We start from the raw sequence: 17,646 nt of genomic DNA on the forward strand, positions 1-17,646 counted from the left end.
CGTTTACCCCAAAAACAGAACTTCCTATTAGTAGGAGGTTCTGTTTTTACTTAATTTGAAGGTGAATTCCTCTCCTGATACCACGCCGGCACAGGATGACTCGGATCGTCAAACCAGCCCAGTACCTCTTTTGCCTGGCTTTTCATAAACGCGACCTGCTTTTCTCCAAAAGGAATCGCCCAGGGGATGGAGGAAATCATATTGCTGTATATGTACAAAGTCAGCAGGGAGAAAAATTCTTTAGGCGGTTTACCGTCAAAATAGCCGTTCACCTGTCCTGTCGCAAAATGGGGACTGACTGCAGCGCTAAATACAATACGATTAAACTCTTCCCACGGATCGCCGTAATCACACCGGTTAAAATCAATAATGCTCAAGCTTTCTTCAGGAGAAATAATCATATTCCCTGTGTGATAATCACCATGCTGAAACGATTGCGGCCTTCCTTCAAGGAGATGACGGTGGTCCTCAATAAAACTCATCACCTTGTCGTCCTCTTCAAATGGGATCCCGCATTCAAGATAGCTTTTCATTTTTTTATCAATCTTCCGGTTAAAATGGGTGCTCCAATTTTCCTGGTCATGGGGTGCAGGAATTGAGTGAATCTTTTTCAGGATCCTCCCAGCCATTACGCCAAGTTCATATTGTTTTGCTTGAGGCAGCTTAGGCAACTCAGTCTCTGCATCCTCTCCCTCACACCACGTGAAAAGCGAGTACACACTCCTGCCCTCGTCACAAAGACCAAAATCAACTGGCTGCGAAATAGGCAGACCCTCATTGATTAATTCCTTCATCGTGTTGAATTCAATTTGCTTCTGGTCGTATTCTTTCCGATCGGCTATACGAAGCAGCAATTTCTCATTCGTTCGGGTTTCCACATAGTATTTCTTGTCGCTCGACCATCCTTTATGAATCGGTTTCATTGTTTGAAAAGCAGGGTGATTGTTCAGATCCAGCATAAATGTTCCACCTTTACATTCAAGTCTTAAACTGATTTTTCTATTTCTCATCATACCAGTGTTATACTTTTAATATAAGAATTTTCTAAACTATTATACATTTTACATTTCTGGAATGATTAAAAAGAAGGACTAATTAAAAGGGATTTTTGTTTTTAAGTCGAAGATCTTATCGTATGCCATTAGATAGTTTGGAGGTCACTTCTTTGTTACTTTATTATTGAGATCAACTGCCTAATTATAAAAAAATAAATTAGGAGTTGATCGAGTATGATCTATAAAAATGGTCTTAATGAGATTTCATCTGAAATGTTGGCAGGTTTTTTTGTGGATTGGCCAAATCCTCCAAGCCCACAAACCCACTTAAAACTGTTGAAAAATAGCAGTAAGGTAGTCATTGCAGTAGATGAAAATACGAATCAAGTAGTTGGATTTATAACAGCAATCAGCGATGGAGTTCTATCCGCCTATATTCCGTTCCTTGAAGTGTTGCCCGAGTATAAAAATAAAGGGATAGGCAAAGAGCTAGTAAAGCTCATGTTAGAAGAGCTTGATGATCTGTATATGGTGGATTTAAGCTGCGATGATGACTTAATTTCTTATTATGAGAAATTTGGGTTGCTGAAATCAAACAGTATGCTAGTAAGGAATTATGAAAGGCAGTCGGGTATTTAGGACGAATATATCTCGAAAAAGGCTCCCGAGGTTACCGCGAAAGATTAGAAAATGGAAACAGTAGGTGAGCGGTGTGTGTTTGACTTAAGCGCAGTGAGTCGATCAAAGAGCCTGAGACAGATTTTTTGTCTCAGGCTCTACTTGTACAGGTTTAGTCAACCTCATCGGTTGAAATCAATTCATACACCTTGATTTCCCCATCGTCTGCATGCACTTCAGTAATGGTGCTGTAAGACTTCGTGTGCGTGCCAAGGTCGTTATAGATCACAAATGTTTCGGTTGTGTGGGCTAGCGCCTCAGTTGAAGATATGACTTCCATCTCTTCAAGCGTCGTACTGACATGTTCTTCTGTAACGCCAATGGAACCAAGGTGGTCAATAAAATCACTTTGTTCCTGAACGCGGGGGCTGCCATCGACAAGCATAGACGAAACGATGGAGAAATCCACATTGTTTATCGCTGCAATACTGGCGTCATTGTATTCGATCATAAATGCTTCAAGCGCTTCATGTGATTCAGTATCATCTTCTATAAATTCAAAGTCGGCTTCACTAGTATCTTTCTTGCCATTACTTTTGCCTTGATGATATTCCTGTGAGCCTTCTATGATGACTTCACTTGAAAAAGAAGGGTAGTAATTAGTTGTATGGCATTCCTTTACCTTAAACTCGTCCTCTTTTTCTAAGTAAGCAAGGATGAGGTCACACCCTGCATTTTGTGTCGCAAGATCTTCTTTATCTGCAGTATAGCGGTAGGAATCTGTTGTAGTGAAGCTTACAGGTACTGCAAGATGGTTGGAGGAATCGTCAACACTGGTGATAAACGCTTGGGATGGCTGAATTTGAACTTCATCCAGCTGTCCGGAATAAACAAATTCCATCACCTGCATGTCCTCCATCAGATACTGAGAATCGTTTCTCCATTCCTCCGTTGCAGAGGTTAAAATGGAGAGGTCCTGATTCGCTCTTGCTTTTACCCACTCTTCCCCGTAGGCTGCTATTACCTTTGTGAATTTCTCTTCAGTTTCCTTCGTAAACAGCGGGATTGTCACTTCCTGATGTGAGCTTTCCACGGCAATGTCTTCAACCGTCACCGTTTCCCACGGGTATTCGGCTTCAATGGAAACCGTAATTGATCCGTCTGTAGGAAGAGGACCGATGTTTTCTGTCTCTCCCCAGGAATCAAACGGAATTTTTGTATCATTAAGTTTAACGAATGTATTGTATTCAGGATTATGGTTCAGATAAAAGCTTACATAATCAAAGTCAAACTCAACGGAATTTGAATGCAGGCTTCCGCTCGTCCCTGCAAACATCAAATCCTGTTCAGAGGTCATGGTGCCGTACTCATTTTCAAAAGCTGAAGCCAGAGTGTAGATCCCTGGTGCATACGGCCCTGTTTCTACTTCATCACTTGAAACGGATGTACCATTTAACAGAAGTTCAATCTCTCCCTCATCCTCCGGAATAAACAGCTCTGAGTATTGATCGGCCGCTTTTACCGAGTAGCGGTTGAAAAGGCCGAGCCATTTGCCGTTTTGCTCAATATAAAAGAGCGTATCGGCAAAATGGGGGTTTGCGCTTGAATTTTTGACGGATTCCTTGATCGCTTGAAGTTCATCTTCAGAAAAATTCAGCATGGCCTCCGCTTCAAATTTCTCGATTGCCGAACCGTCTTCATGCACGACAAGTGAAGTGAGGGCTTTAGCATCCTTTTGATTGATGGCTTCGGCAAATTTTTTCATGGTAGTTTCAGCAGAAACCTGCTGGCTTGCAAGAAAGCTTCCTCCTATAAGCAGAATCGCAGCGGTCATTCCAGCTGCCACAAATGCTTTTTGTTTTTTTGATTTCGGAGGCTTCGGTTTCGGTTCGATGATCTCCATCTTTTCAACCTTTGGAAGTGGATGGCCGCATTCGGTGCATATACTGTGATTTTCAGAGACTGGAGATCCGCATTCCTTACAAAATCGTGTCATCTTAAAAGCTCCTCTCCATTAAAGATAAGACCCAAAATCATCGATAAAGCTGCCAACCGCTGAATCAGCCAATAGGAAACTGAAGAGGCTAAAAGCGATGCTGAACAGAATAACATAGCTGATGAATCCGTATAGAGGATCTGCTGATTTGGACTGTTTCGTTAAAAGAGAACTAATCAAATATAAAGGAAGAATAAAGACGGTAAAGGAAATCGCAATCGTAAGAATGATCGTGCCAAATGCATAGGCCTGAATTAAAATAAAAATAAATGCTGCTGCCATTAAGAAAAGACCCGGCAGCATATGACTGCCATAATACGAAATAATCGACTTAAACGAATGACCTTCCCCAAATAACTTCGTTACAACAAATAAAGAAACAGCTGCTAATAGTAAGCTCAGCACAGCGTAAATCATCGAGCCGCCAAACACAGAAATAAAGGTTGGTCCTGCATACTCATTCATAAAGGCATCTCCATACCCGCCAAACATCGAACGGGAGATGCTTTGAATAAAGACATACGCCACCAGTGCAAGCATAAAGCTGAATAATAGTAAGGAAATAAGTCCGTTTACAAATTCATTTTCTCCTTTTGAAAAAATGGCAGAAGGAGATTTTATGTAGGTTTTCAGATAAGCCCAATATCCTTTTCCAGTCTTTTTCGCTTTTTCTATGTACTCATTTTGCTGAACCTGCGTGCTGCTTACAGGTCCTTCAGCTGCAGGATGCATTACCGTTTCCTGTGCAGGATTGGCTATACTTTGATCAGCCATCAGACTGGTTCCGCACTTCCCGCAAAACTTCCCGCCATCTTGCTCATTGCCACATTTCTCACACTTCATACAAACACTCTCCTCATATCGAATTAGATGGATTAGTAAAAATAAGCATTAAGACCTACTAATCTATTTAACTTTATAAATAATTCCCAATTAAGTCAATGAAAAATCTTCTAGTAGTTTAAATCACAATGATATAAATTATAAAATTTTTTCTAAAATAAGGATTGCTGAATTTTAATTATCTCCTTACTTCTAATCGAATTTATATCCCTTTTTTGTAAATATAGTGGATACAAATCGTGTTTATAATAGTATAATGGTTATATATTACTATATAAATGAGTGAATAAAGTCATGGTATTTGTTTGAAAAGTTAACTGTTTAGAAAGAGGGGACTGCAATATGGCAGTGGTAGAGCCTGGTACTCAACAATATCTTGCCGGTCTTGGCAAAGCGAGTGCTGAAATTCTAGTGGAAACAGAATCAATTCAGCAAACGATAGATTCTCTCTTTAAGGAGATTCTGGATTTAAGCGCCTCAGAAAGCGAGTTTAATCAACATATAAAGGATTACTCGGTGAACCTCTCTGACAAGTTGAACATATTGCTGAAAGAGCTGGAACAGTTGGATCAGAATCGCCGTGAAGATGCTGCTCAACTCAATCGTTCGATTGTCCATCTGTTCAACGAGTTCACTACATCGAATACAGAAATGGAGAAGTTGAATAAGGGAAATTCTGAAGATTTGAAAAAGTTGATGAAAAAAATAATAGACCTGAATGGGAAAATTGATCGCTCCACTTTAGCGATCAAAGAGTCTCAAGATCAAGATCACAAGATGATCCAAACAAAGCTGTCCGCTATCCTAGCAGCACAAGATCAACTAGTAAATAAGGTCTCCTCATTTGAAAACAAAGTAGATAAGGAATCCTCGTGGGCAAGGGTTGAACTGGTTAAACAAAACAAAAAAATAAAATGGAGTGTGGGGCTTAGCGGTGCAGCACTCTTCGTCATACTATTTTTCTAAAGAGCAGGTGTAAAAATGGGGCTATTATCGATAGAGGGTCATTTGATTTCCAAGAAACAGGCGATTCCGGTGCAGTTCACAGAAAATATTGATGGTGAGCTCATGCTTGGGAAAAAAGGAAAACAGCTGAAAAGAATTTTTCCGTTTTTGCAAACAAAGTCCCTGAATGACTGGCTGCGCAAGCTTGGGGAAGAAAAGGATACGGAGCGTCTTCATAAAGTTCTTCAATCGATGGATGAGTATACTGTACTTCATTTTAACAAAAAAAAAGAAATCTATTTTCCGGATGATATAGTTGCGCTGTTTCAAGAGTTGGATTTTCCTCAAAAACTCAGAGGAATCGGAGAAGTACTTACGCAACATATAACCAGCAAACCAAGTCATTTCTCAAACGCTGACCTGGTTGAGCTCAAGATAAATAATGACGGTTTTTATTACATATCGCTAAACGATCAAGAGAATAAAACCTTTTATATGACGTCACAATTTGTGAAGCAGGATCCAGCACTGTCAGCTCTCAAAGGCAGTGTACAAACAAAGCAGGGGGAAAGGCTTACTGTTAAGCGCCTTAATGTCTCTGCTATTCTTCCTGCGATGGATAGGGATCCCTTAGAGGTGTCCGTCTCTCCTGTGACCGTGTTTACTTATTCAGCTGAGGATGAATTCCAAACATTCAAAGGAATGGCCAAAAAGCCATGGCAAAAAGCGATGATGAAACGGCTCTCTTCTATTAAACGAACGCTTAATCAGGAAAGGCTGCTTCAACTAAATGGACTGCTGGGTTCTATTTTTAAGGGGGAAAACCTGGAGGTACATGTTCAGCAGGTGATGGATGATTTTCTTGAAGCAAGCAGCCAAATAGTAAAAGTTGGTGTCATCAGCCCTTTCACATACGGGAAATCTACTTTTATTAATAGTATGATTCAACAGCCGCTGCTGGCAGAAGATATTCTGGTGAAAACAGCCTCTATCACAAAAATCCATTATGGCAAAAACTATTACATAAAAAAAAGCGATCCTGCCTCACCTGTTTTTGAGCAATTTAAAGAATTTGCTAAATTTCGGTACCAGCTGCACCGCTTAACCACTGAGCTTACACCTGGCGCTGATTATCCAACGAGTGTAGAAGTGCCTTTTCAAACGAAGAAAAAAAATATCGTCTATATTGACACCCCGGGTCTTTTTGGGCCTCACCCGGAACATGACCAAATGACCGAACGTTATCTGGTAAATCTGGATTTTATTATCTATCTGATTGATGCAACGAAAGCCGGGTACGAACCTTATACCAAAAAAATCAGGGAGTTCCAGCAGAAATACAAAAAAAAATGCTTATTTGTTATTAATAAGATTGACTTGATCCCTAAAAAAACGGATCAGGATCTAGTGAAAAATGAAATCATAAAAAATCTTGCTGAAGAAGGCATTGAAGCCCCTGTCTTTATGATGTCTTCTTATTTCGCCAGCAAAGTCCGTTTTTATAAACAGGGACTGATTGAACTGGATGAGCTGAAAAAAAGTCCGTACATTTTTGCCAAAGAGCAGGATGAAATCATTAGCGGAAGAGCCCTGAAAGAAAAGCATTTGCCATCCATTGAAAAATTAAGCGGCATACGGGAAATAGAAGATTATTTACATCTGACATTGTAGGGAAAGGATGGGACCGCAGAGATGAATGTTTTTACGATGAATGAATCAGAAAATGAGATTTTTAGAGAGCTTATCAGCCATTTTGATTCAGGTTTAAGCTTGAACTTCAGACCGCTGAATCGTTCGATTGAGAGTGAGTGGGAACCTGACTATCATTTATTTTTACTGGATGCCGGTTTTGCCAATTCAGAGTATCTGCATGAACGAATGAATGAATTAAGAAAAAGAGGGGCGCATGACCGCCATTTTCTTTTTGTTATCAAAAATAAAGAAAGCATTAGTTCACAAAATCTAGAACTTGTGGTTGATGACCTGAAAACATCCCTGCAGACGTATCTGGTGGACCCTGTGATCCTGACTGCTTCGATCAACGGACAAAAAGCCTATGTGAATGATGAACCCTTCGAAATATGGAACCACAAAACAGCAGAATACCAATCATTTAAAAAACTGAAACATCTTCATCAGACGGATGTGATCGAGCGCTACACCGGCTTTAAAGAACTTATAGATTTTTACCAGCGTTTTTGGCGGGATGCTCAGCCTGCTTTCCTATGGAGTTCTTCTGATCTTACCCCTTTTATTTATAACGAATTGCCTGCTGAGTTAATCGAGGCGCTTAATTCCTTGAAAGGCATTGAACTATTAAAAATAGAAGACCCTGAAATCTTTGCTGCCGCTGTAAAAGACCGTCATGTACTTTCGGTGGCCTATATACCAGAAGAAGGTGGAATGGGTGGCACGGCGCTCCATGCAAAATGGGTGATAAGGGAAGGGGAGGAAGAACCCATGATTAAAAAACCACATCATTTTGTTCTTTCCACCTCCTTGTACCGAAAAAGAAACCACCCTCATCATCTTCTGCTGACTGATCCTGATGTTGTAGTCACAGATCGCGAAGGTTTCCCGGTGCCGAAGACCAGTGTTGTAAATTTTAAAGAAGAAGTGATAAAAATGAGCGGTTATAGGGCATTTCTGACTGCTGTGGAGGAGGAGATTTCATGATTGAACAAATGCAGAAAAAAATTAGTGAGTTAAATGAAGTTATTCAGAGAGTAACTGAGGATGACTTGATTAGTACTCATACGAAAAAATCAATGAAACTTCATACATTGTCTGAAAAACTGGATCATGGAACATTTAAAATCGGAGTGGTAGCACCCTTTTCAGTTGGGAAATCCACCTTTATGAATAGTTTATTGGAATATGATCTGCTTTCAACCAGCATCCTGGTTGAAACAGCGACGATTACGACTGTTAAATACGGAGAAAGACCAAAAATTATTATTCATTACCGTGAAGGCGGGGTACAGGAGCTGCCTGAAAGAGAAGACGAAGTATACAGTCTGGAAGACCTGAAGCGGGAGATGAAAAGGTATACGGCTGTAAACCGGACCTCTGAAGACCATTCAGTGGAAAAAACGATTAAAGAGGTTGAACTTTTCTGGCCGATTGATTTATGCAAGGATGGAGTAGAAATTGTGGATACACCTGGTCTGTTTGCCCAATATGCAGAACATCAGAATATTACGCAGAGACTTCTTTTGGATTTGAATGCCATCATTTTTTTGATTGACCCTACTACTGTGGGTGAGCAGAATTTCATGAGAATTATTCGTGAGTATGCGGAAAGAGCGAAAAACAGCACGATGGATGGCGAGGGCAAACATATTTTTTTTGCCGTGAATAAAATTGACCAGCATCCTGAAGCAGAAGTAGACCGAGCTGTAGCAGAGCTTGAAAAAGTACTAAGCGAAGTCATTACTAATCCGCAAATTTTCAAGGTGTCGTCTTATTTTGGGGTCATTTCCGCGCTCTTTAACAGAGGAGAAATCACGATTGACGACATTAGAAAAGATGAAACCATCAAATTTAAGGATGACGAAGGGTACACTGTTTCAGGCCGTGGGATTATGCCTGAAGATCTGACACTTATTCGGAAGAAAAGCAATATTGATGCAGTGAAAAACAGTATGGGAGAATATTTTGAACAAAAACATGCCTATCTATTAGAGGATGTCATCTCCACGCTGGTCAGAACGTATCGAATTGAAAAAGAAGAAGCGGAAAAAACATCCTTAATTCTGCAGCAGTCGCACACCAGTAAAAAAGAAGATATTTTGGAAAAAATCGATCTGTTAAAAGGAGATTTTGATAAAAAAATCAGAAAAACTTCTAAGCAAATCGAAAAGGAATTGAATGATCAGGTTTTTGGCGGCAGCAGTACGACAAGTGATTCATTGCTGCATAACGTAACAAAATATACGATGCAAAAAGCACCGCTCATGACAAGCGACTGGGAGAGAAAGGCCCGTAAATCGTGGAGGGTAGAGAAATTTTCCATTACTAAATATGATGCCCAGGACAAAATAAACGGCTTCAGCGATTTTCTTGATCTCTCTTCTGAAAATGTAAAGCAAACCATCTCCCAGCAGGTATATGAGATAGCTGGTAAAAAACTTAAGTATCTTATCAAGGATGGAGAAGAAAGATTTGGGGTATTGGAAGCCGATTTTCATTCAAGCTTTAATGATGTGTTTGATCTTCAGGAATCAGAAACCGTTTCCTTTATAAACTTTGATGAGTTATTAAGAGACGTGATTGAAGAACTAAACAAATCATTTGTCGGCAACTCCGTTCATATGCTGCGAAGCAACTTAAGCGACAAAGTGAAACAAGCCGAAGGTCAGGCTACGACAAGAACGAGAAAAAGAGGATTTTTCAACACTATTAAATCGTTTTTTGGAAAAGCAGAATACGAAAATGAATTTAATGAATCAGAATTCGAGTACAAAGTCGACCAGCTGGTGGAAGCTTTTATTGAAACGGTTGGGCTGGACCTTGAAGATGACGTGAGGGAAATGAGTAAACAATTGAATCAGGCTGTGCCTGATGCTGCTTCATCTATTATTAAAGAAAAGTTCTTAACTCAAAAGCTTTCAGATTACAAGACATGGCGGGAAGAACAGATCTCCTTATTGGAAAGTCAATATCATTCAAATGAAACAGAGATCAATACAAACATTCAGCAGATGATCGGAAAAATAGAAAGACTGGAAAAAAGCGAACAGGAAATCCAGGCGCTTTATCTTCATCTGACTCAAAAACCACAGGAAGCGGGTGTATCTGCATGAACTTCTTAACGTATAAACAAAATGTTGTGGATTTTCTCGATCATTATTATTCTGACACGAAAAAAACCCTCAAGAATTTGCCGGTCCGCCATGCGCAATCGTTGTTTGAAAATGAGAACCTCAGATTAAATAACTATGTTCACGGCACCTTTAAAGAAATAGAGTTTGATGTGTTAGAAGAGTTTGAGGTGAGATACGGGGAAGAAGCGGCAGACAAACTGATAGAAGAGTATAACCGATCATTGTCAACCGTTCGTTTTAACGCTGTATCTTTGGACGGGAAGCAGGAAAGGCAAACAAGGCAGAAGATTGACACAAGCGAGAAGTTTAATCGGGAAGCAGAAGAGATTTTACGCCGCCATACAGGCATAAAAGTTAGAACGGGAGCTGCAGCGGGTTTTGCAGCAGGCGGATTAATTGGTTTGCTAACAGAAGGACTGGCTCTTGGCCGTGTGCTGATGTGGGCTGGTTCCGGCGCTATTGTGGTAGCAGGAGCAACTGTTCTATATTACGTTTTTTTAGATCAGCATGACCAGGTGAGCGTTGTGCAAACGGATAAGCCGAAAAAGTCCGAATTAAAGAGTCCTGCTTCTGACGATCAGAAAAAAGAATCCGGCCAAATCAGCGTTGAGATATTGTCGAATCTGCTGGATGCTAGACGCAAAAAAGTAGAGAAGGAATTGATGGCAGGAATCGAGCGGGCAGAGAGTACTTATCAAGCCATTATCTTGCGGGAAAAAGCGATTTAGCTGCAGAGGGAGGGACCGATTTGCTGACGTATCAGGAAAAGACAGAACTAATAAATGAGAAAAAAAGTTTTTTTGAAAAAGTGCTTACAAGGGTGCCCAAGCTTAGCGAAGCACCCCGCAGTTTTTCACTCGTTCATTTGTCCTCCATTTACATACAGGACCATCCGGAAGAAGATCTCTCAAAAGTTATTTTTGAGGCAATTCGAAAATGGGTTACCGGCCTCTCTGTTTTGGAAACCAACGTCCTCTTTTTGCTGCATGGCAATAAAGGAGAAATCAAGATCTCGTTCGCTGAGTCAATAGGAGGGATGGATGCAGCTGCTGCAGATGGCATTTTTCCTAGTGTGACAACGGATAAAGAGGAGTCATTTATACAAACGTATGCGCATACTGCTGCGTTATCAGGTATTCCTGCACTGGATGAGGAGCAGCCCTTTTCATGGATGACTCCTTTTCTGAGAGAGCATGCTCACGAGGCGTTTACTGTTTTGATCACAGCTGAAAAGACAGAGCCGGATTCCTTGCTGAGTGAGCTGGAAGAACGCTTTCGTTACTGGTCAAAAAAGAAAAGTGTCACGGAATCCTTTTCTCAAGGGGAGTCCTCTCAAAAGCAAAAAGGCAATAATAAAGCACAAACGCTGGGTTTAAACCCCTTTGCTTACAATGACAGTCAAAACGACTCGACCACAACAGGCACGACCCACAGCAGTGATGCGTCCAATGAAACGTCAAGTGCGCTGGCAGAACAGCATTGTGATTTAATCAGGCATCATATGGACCGCTTTGAAAAAGGATATTCTGAAGGCTTATGGCATACGGCCATATATGTTTCGGCTGAAAAAAAACAAGTGCTTTATTCCGTACAGCGTTCATTAACAGGCTTAGTGGCGGGGAAAGAAACCGGACAGTCTTTTAAACTGGATGTGAATGAAAACTGGCGGAATTACATGGAGACAGGCATGCTCCCTCCTAAGAATTCAGCACATTCGCTATTAAATGGCAATTGTCATCCAGCAGCCTCCATTCTTAATTCTGAAGAGCTGTCAATGTTGCTGTCACTGCCTTCAGAAGCATATCCGGGATTTGATATTGAAGCAGTCAATGATTTTGGCACAGCCGGGCCCCGTGCTGCTCCTGAGGAAGAGAGCTGGAAGCTGGGAACTTTTTTTCGCAGAAATAAATTAACGTCAACAAGCTTTACTTTTCCTGTCTCCCTTATTAATCAGCATATTCTGGTAGCGGGTCTGACTGGAAGCGGCAAAACGAACACCATCTTTCATTTATTAAGGAATACGCCGACGCCTTTTTTAATTATTGAACCGACTAAACAGGAATACCGTCATTTAGTTTCAAAGGATCCGGCAATTGAACTGTACACATTAGGAGATGAAACGCTTTCTCCTGTCCGGCTCAATCCATTTTATTTTTCTGAAGGAATATCTGTTATGACCCATATTGATTCACTAAAAGCCGTGTTTATGTCTGCTTTTTCCATGTATGCGTCGATGCCAAATATTCTGGAGCAATGCCTGTATTCCATTTATGAAAAAACAGGCTGGAATCTCTATGATTCCAATAATGTATTCATGACCGAAGGAACAAATCGCGAAAATCTGTTTCCAACCCTTCAGGATCTCCACCAGGAAATCGATCAATACCTGCACCAGTCAGGCTATGCAGAAGAGCAGAAATCAAATATTCGTGCAGCGCTGCTGACCAGATTAAAAAGCTTGATGACCGGCAGCAAAGGGATGCTGTTAAATACAAAGCGTTCCCTTGATTTCAAGCATCTTATATCAACGAATACCATTATTGAATTAGAGCATATTGCCGATGAAGACGATAAGGCGTTAATTATGGGATTGTTTTTTATCCGATTATCCGAAGAGCTGAAATTAACGGGCAAAGACAAGATCGAACAGCCACTTAAGCATTTCACCGTGATTGAAGAAGCACATCGCCTATTCAAAAATCACGAGGAGAGCGGAAATCCTGAGGTTGCCAATATTAAAGGAAAGGCTGTGGCCTTTTTCTGCGATCTTCTGAGTGAAATCCGTTCAAAAGGAGAAGGCATTATCATTGTGGATCAGGTTCCAACAAAGCTTGCGCCCGATACCTTGAAAAATACTAATACGAAGATTATTCACCGGATCGTCTCATTGGACGACGCAGAATATGTCTCTCAATCCTTAGTCCTGAATAAAGAAAAAGATATTCAATTTTTATCTCAGCTGAACCGGGGAGAGGGCCTGATTTATTCAAGTGGAATGAAACGTGCAGCCCATGTTCTGATTGAGTCTTCAAAGCATCAAGTGGATTTTATAAGCGAAGAGGAGTTTGTTAAAAAAGCTCTCCGTTATAATTCCTTTATTGAAGAACGTGATCTTGTTCATCCTTTGGCAGAGCATATCTTTAATCAGGATCAGCAAACGGTTGACCGGCTTAGCCGAAGCATGAAGCGCTTTTACTTTTCTGCGCTGTACGGTGACGCTGCAAAATTAAACGAGCTTGTCCTTGCGTTGAAAACTCATGCGATCGGCATCACATTAAAGGCTGGCTATGAGCTGCCTTCCGATCAAAAAGAGAGCTTCATGAAAGCTTTACTCAAAAAAGCGGCAGTGCATTACTGTCACACAGTTTCTTTTTATAAAAACAGCCTCCGCACCCGTGATATGTTATTGCACTATCTTTCATTGCTTGTAACAAACAGTGAGTATCTCTGGTCAGAAAAAGAATTGGCTGTGATGGACAAACAGAGAAAAAGAAGCATTTTCCCATTGATGAAAGAAAGCGGGGCCAGGCTTTTATTCGACGAAAAACATATAGAGTGGATGACCCTTCAACCGCATTTTGCCAACTGTGATGCAGTGGACCTGGCCTCCACCTTGATTGCGCAAAGTATATTTGACCAACTGAATGCGCAGAAAAATGCTGAAGAAAATGCAAGGGTCTTATATGAATCCAGTAAATTGTTTACAGAGGACCAATTTTATCTAAGCAGTGATTCCGAATATGCAAAAGAACTTTTACACCGCACACTCAAGCAATTAACGATTGCTAGTAATAATGAAGGATTGTGGCTGCTTTTTAAAAAATGGACGCAGGAGGACAACGTATATGCCGTTAATTGAATCAAGTGTAATGGGAGCCAGCGCCCTTGGAGCAGCTGAGATCAGTGAAACTGCAATTGTTGCTGCTGAAACGGCTTCTCTTGAGGGCTCAATTGAAGCGATCAATGAGTCTTTTGTAAAACCCGAAACGATGGTCGCATTTGAACATCTACAAATTGAAGCAGCCCTTGAAATCCCCACGAATAACAGCGGTCTTGAAGGTCAGTATCATCCCGAAACAGGTGTGTTTTTTGAACGAACGATTGTGATATTGGAAGATGGTACAATTGCAGAGGGCGTTTTCCCTGTTTTTGAGGCCGCTGCCGAAGTGCAGCTACCGCCTGACCTGCAAGTAGCTTCTGATGCCAGGCAATTTGCTTATTGCAATCAGGAGCTTGCAGAACAGATTGCAGCAGATCCGGAATTAGCTAAGCAATTTACACCAGAACAGCTGGAACAAATTGCAAATGGCGACACGCCTGATGGTTATTCATGGCATCATCACCAGGATACAGGAAGAATGCAGCTTGTAGATCAGCAAGTACATGCTGCAACCGGACATACAGGCGGAAAAGCAATATGGAGCGGCGGAGCAGCACAGCGCTAAGAATGGAGGTTATATTATGCAATGGAAATATTGTAAAAAAGAAATAGACGATTCAGCAATCGAAGCAGTAGAAAAAGAATTTTCCATACAATATCCCGCTTCCTATAAGAAATTAGTCTTAGAATGTCACGGAGGACGTCCTTCAAAAAACATATTTGATACAGAAACTGAAAAAGAGAAGATGCTGAAAAGCTTTCTCCCCCTTACTGAAATTGAATCGATGCAGAGTGTTTCGTCAGCTTCAAAAATAGTTAATCAACTGAATGAACACGTGAAACTAATACCCTTTGCTGATGAACCGGGAGGAGACTTTGTTTGTTTTAAATATGGAGGCGGAAATGAGCAGCCTTCGATCGTAGTTTACAGCCAAGAACGACAAAAAGAAGAGAAAATAAGCAATGATTTTACTGAATTTATCGATCATTTATATGAATTAACTGATTAGTCTTCTGAGTTAAAGGAATGTCGAAAAGTTTAAAAAGAGCGTGGGAGGAGTTTTCTCACGCTTTTTTTATTTTTAAAATCCTAAAGCTTAGGCTAACACCGGCAAACCATCATCACATTCCCATCCGGATCCTTAAAGTTAAACCAATGTCCATGCTGAATTTCGGTCACCAGTTCAACATTCTGTTCTTGTAAGAATTCATAGGCTTTATGGATGTCATCCGTATTGAAATGAAAAGCAGGGTTTTTATAAACAGCGTCTTCCTGATAGATCTTGCTGTCGAGAACTAGGCTTAATCCATTGTTATCGAAGGGTATACAGCACAAGTGTCCTGCTATGATCTCATAATCCGGCTCCAAATGGAGGATGGAACAGTACCAATCCCTAGCGTCGTTAATATTTTTGACTGGGACAAAAATAGCGTTTGCTTTTGCTGAAATGATGCTCATGGCTACACTCCCCTTTTTTTGCTAGTTTGTACTCCACTTATTGTAAAACAATTCTGGGACTTGTGAGGTAAAATTTAACTGTATAATCTAATAAAATAGTACAAGTTGATGTTTATCATACTAATTTGGCGAAACCTACTATTATAGGATGTCGTATACATATCAGGTATGGATAACGGCGGGAGGTTATAACGATGGATAAGCAATACAAGTTTGAAGCTGCAGTGGATGGCAGCAGGCCGCATCCACTTACTTTCTTCTGTTTGACGCTGTTTTTTGGTGTCGTTAGTATTTTTATTCCTTTTCAGTCACTGCCTTATACGGCGTTCACAGGTATTCTTCTAACTGCTTTAGCTGTGTTTGGTTTGATTGCCTGGCTGAAAATGAACGAGAATCGCTTATTATATAATTTGTACTTATCATCGAGTCTGTTTGTGGCATCGATTATTTTCCTTGTACCGGGAGTAAAAATGCACGAGGGTCATCCAGCTCCCCTTATCACACTGGGCCTCATGTGGGGTGTCGTATTTTTTGTGGTGTTTTTTGGAGAGCGGTTTCTTCCTTCAGGAAAATTTCCGGTCTGGCTGGTGATTTCTGCATTGCTATTTTTTCTCATCGTGACGGTCTTTGCTTCAGGTGGAACTGGTTATGAGGGAGTGGTCTATCCTTCTGGTCCTGATGAGGAGCACTATCTAGTAGAACTTTTTGGTTATACCAGGGGAATGCAGATCGCATCGTTTCTTTACAGCTTGGGTTTCCCTCCTGTTGCTCTAATAGCCTCTAAAACCATTTGGACTACACGAAACAAACTGGGGATTTGATAAATTGGAAAAAGAAGGAGATGTTTGGACTGCAAAATAAAGATTATGAGACAATAAAAAAGGAGCTTAAAAAAGCTCTTAAAGACCATTTTAATGATAGAATTGGAAGTTTTTCTATTTTTGGACAGACCGATACTCCATACACAATGTTTAGTATGCAATTTATAATGTATAACTACTTTAATGTAATATTAAATTATGATCGGGGTTCCTTTGGTTGTCCAATAGTAAACGGAGATGTCGGGATTGGTCTTCCGAATAGTCAAGAGTGGTATGATAAAGCAGATTTAGATATCTTTTGCGAAGAACTTAAAGAGCAAATTGAATTGAGAATACCCGATAAGTTTTTAGAACATAATGGCTGGAAATAAGAGATTATCATTTTTAAATCAGATAAAATTATTTATTATTTTTGAGAAAACTGTGCAGAAGATGTACTGTGTCCATCTAGAATAATGAAAATGAATCCGAAGTCTTATTTAAGAATGAGGTAAAGATTATGAAAAAAGGTATCTTCGCAAAACATAAGAACAAAACATTCAATGTCAGTAACATTGATGGGGAAACTATTAGGTTAGTTAGTGAAGATTCAAACACGAGCGAGGAATTTACGAAAGTAATTTATTCCAGTAAATACATAGATAGAGAGAACTTACCGACGCTATATTTCAAGGAAATCAAGAAAGCAGAGATTGACGAAATGTATGAAGTGGACTACAAAGCAACGTATAGAGGAGAGAAATTTAATTTAAGTTTTAATAATACTGGCTCAGAATTCAGACGAACAATAGATGCTGAACTTGCCTATCAATATGGATTTAAACGAACGGATAAGTACTACTATGAAAAAGTAGTAAGTGAAAGTGAGATTGAAATTATAGAAGTTAAAAAGAAGCTATAGTGTCAAAACATCACACTGATCTGCAATCCTTATTTGAAGGGAGGTGAATGAACTGGGAAAACGCATAGGAAAAGGCATTTGCTGGGCACTGACAGCTTTTGTTCTTGCTTACATACTATCCGCAGCTCTAAACAGCACTGCTCCGCAGGCAAGTAATTGGGTTGTCTATCCTCTTGTTATTCTTGCAACAGTCGGCATTGTTGAAGTAATCACCATGTTCTTTACTTCACAAAAGAGAGAAGCTGTAAACTGATCGTTCTCTATTTAAAACTCTCACTATGAACCTTGAATGGCTGTCTGCCTATCAAGGTTTTTTCTAATTGAAAATCCCTCCACTATCCCTCACTCCAGGCATGCTATAA

General features: G+C 40.3%; 17 protein-coding genes. 13 read left to right on the forward strand and 4 right to left on the reverse strand.

What is annotated here, in order from left to right; translation table 11 throughout:
• Window positions 1-50 precede the first annotated feature (50 nt).
• On the reverse strand, window positions 51-959 hold the full coding sequence (locus ACQCT8_RS01555; protein ID WP_426867929.1) for an aminoglycoside phosphotransferase family protein: 909 nt from the start codon (window positions 957-959) through the stop codon (window positions 51-53).
• A 270-nt stretch (window positions 960-1,229) separates the two neighbouring features.
• Between ACQCT8_RS01555 and ACQCT8_RS01560 the strand changes: the two genes are divergently transcribed.
• The gene (locus tag ACQCT8_RS01560; protein WP_426867930.1) at window positions 1,230-1,634 is read left to right on the forward strand and encodes a GNAT family N-acetyltransferase; all 405 of its coding nucleotides are present in this window, start codon (window positions 1,230-1,232) and stop codon (window positions 1,632-1,634) included.
• A gap of 151 nt (window positions 1,635-1,785) precedes the next feature.
• Here the strand turns inward: ACQCT8_RS01560 and ACQCT8_RS01565 are convergent, their stop codons facing one another.
• Together ACQCT8_RS01565 and ACQCT8_RS01570 are read right to left on the reverse strand one after the other, a co-directional pair.
• Window positions 1,786-3,609 (reverse strand): TcaA 3rd/4th domain-containing protein, encoded by a 1,824-nt coding sequence (locus ACQCT8_RS01565; RefSeq protein WP_426867931.1) that lies wholly within the window; start codon window positions 3,607-3,609, stop codon window positions 1,786-1,788.
• A gap of 18 nt (window positions 3,610-3,627) precedes the next feature.
• Window positions 3,628-4,452 carry a hypothetical protein gene (locus ACQCT8_RS01570; RefSeq protein WP_426867932.1) on the reverse strand — a complete coding sequence of 275 codons (825 nt, stop codon included), beginning with the start codon at window positions 4,450-4,452 and terminating at the stop codon, window positions 3,628-3,630.
• A 342-nt stretch (window positions 4,453-4,794) separates the two neighbouring features.
• On the opposite strand from ACQCT8_RS01570, the gene ACQCT8_RS01575 reads away from it, so the two are divergent.
• Genes ACQCT8_RS01575 through ACQCT8_RS01610 form a run of 8 tightly spaced genes read left to right on the forward strand, consistent with a single transcriptional unit; the run spans window position 4,795 to window position 15,113 of the window.
• Entirely contained in the window at window positions 4,795-5,418 is a 624-nt protein-coding gene (locus ACQCT8_RS01575) for a hypothetical protein (protein ID WP_426867933.1), read from the forward strand.
• A 15-nt stretch (window positions 5,419-5,433) separates the two neighbouring features.
• A complete protein-coding gene (locus ACQCT8_RS01580; RefSeq protein ID WP_426867934.1) occupies window positions 5,434-7,068 on the forward strand; it encodes a dynamin family protein in 1,635 nt (544 codons plus the stop codon).
• Window positions 7,069-7,089: 21 nt separating this feature from the next.
• On the forward strand, window positions 7,090-8,073 hold the full coding sequence (locus ACQCT8_RS01585) for a hypothetical protein (protein WP_426867935.1): 984 nt from the start codon (window positions 7,090-7,092) through the stop codon (window positions 8,071-8,073).
• Window positions 8,070-10,202, forward strand: coding sequence for a dynamin family protein (locus ACQCT8_RS01590; protein WP_426867936.1), 2,133 nt, complete (start codon window positions 8,070-8,072; stop codon window positions 10,200-10,202). Before ACQCT8_RS01585 ends, ACQCT8_RS01590 begins: the two co-directional genes overlap by 4 nt.
• Entirely contained in the window at window positions 10,199-10,951 is a 753-nt protein-coding gene (locus ACQCT8_RS01595; RefSeq protein WP_426867937.1) for a hypothetical protein, read from the forward strand. Before ACQCT8_RS01590 ends, ACQCT8_RS01595 begins: the two co-directional genes overlap by 4 nt.
• 20 nt (window positions 10,952-10,971) lie before the next feature.
• Complete coding sequence (locus ACQCT8_RS01600; protein WP_426867938.1) at window positions 10,972-14,082, forward strand: ATP-binding protein; 3,111 nt, start codon at window positions 10,972-10,974, stop codon at window positions 14,080-14,082.
• Window positions 14,069-14,668 (forward strand): HNH endonuclease, encoded by a 600-nt coding sequence (locus ACQCT8_RS01605; RefSeq protein ID WP_426867939.1) that lies wholly within the window; start codon window positions 14,069-14,071, stop codon window positions 14,666-14,668. Before ACQCT8_RS01600 ends, ACQCT8_RS01605 begins: the two co-directional genes overlap by 14 nt.
• A 16-nt stretch (window positions 14,669-14,684) precedes the next feature.
• Window positions 14,685-15,113 carry an SMI1/KNR4 family protein gene (locus tag ACQCT8_RS01610; protein ID WP_426867940.1) on the forward strand — a complete coding sequence of 143 codons (429 nt, stop codon included), beginning with the start codon at window positions 14,685-14,687 and terminating at the stop codon, window positions 15,111-15,113.
• A gap of 92 nt (window positions 15,114-15,205) precedes the next feature.
• Here the strand turns inward: ACQCT8_RS01610 and ACQCT8_RS01615 are convergent, their stop codons facing one another.
• Entirely contained in the window at window positions 15,206-15,562 is a 357-nt protein-coding gene (locus tag ACQCT8_RS01615) for a VOC family protein (RefSeq protein ID WP_426867941.1), read from the reverse strand.
• Between the two features lie 194 nt (window positions 15,563-15,756).
• Here ACQCT8_RS01615 and ACQCT8_RS01620 point away from each other — a divergent pair, with 194 nt between their 5' ends.
• The 4 genes from ACQCT8_RS01620 to ACQCT8_RS01635 all read left to right on the forward strand — a co-directional run bounded on the left by ACQCT8_RS01620 (window position 15,757) and on the right by ACQCT8_RS01635 (window position 17,537).
• A complete protein-coding gene (locus tag ACQCT8_RS01620) occupies window positions 15,757-16,383 on the forward strand; it encodes a hypothetical protein (RefSeq protein WP_426867942.1) in 627 nt (208 codons plus the stop codon).
• Between the two features lie 20 nt (window positions 16,384-16,403).
• Window positions 16,404-16,754, forward strand: a complete 351-nt coding sequence (locus ACQCT8_RS01625; RefSeq protein ID WP_426867943.1) for a hypothetical protein — start codon at window positions 16,404-16,406, stop codon at window positions 16,752-16,754.
• Between the two features lie 128 nt (window positions 16,755-16,882).
• Window positions 16,883-17,284: a hypothetical protein gene (locus tag ACQCT8_RS01630; protein ID WP_426867944.1), complete on the forward strand. Its 402-nt coding sequence runs from the start codon at window positions 16,883-16,885 to the stop codon at window positions 17,282-17,284.
• Window positions 17,285-17,327: 43 nt separating this feature from the next.
• Entirely contained in the window at window positions 17,328-17,537 is a 210-nt protein-coding gene (locus ACQCT8_RS01635) for a hypothetical protein (RefSeq protein ID WP_426867945.1), read from the forward strand.
• Window positions 17,538-17,646: the final 109 nt, after the last annotated feature.

The sequence above is a fragment of the Jeotgalibacillus proteolyticus genome (genome assembly GCF_050107735.1).
Classification (GTDB): Bacteria; Bacillota; Bacilli; order Bacillales; family Jeotgalibacillaceae; genus Jeotgalibacillus; species Jeotgalibacillus proteolyticus_A.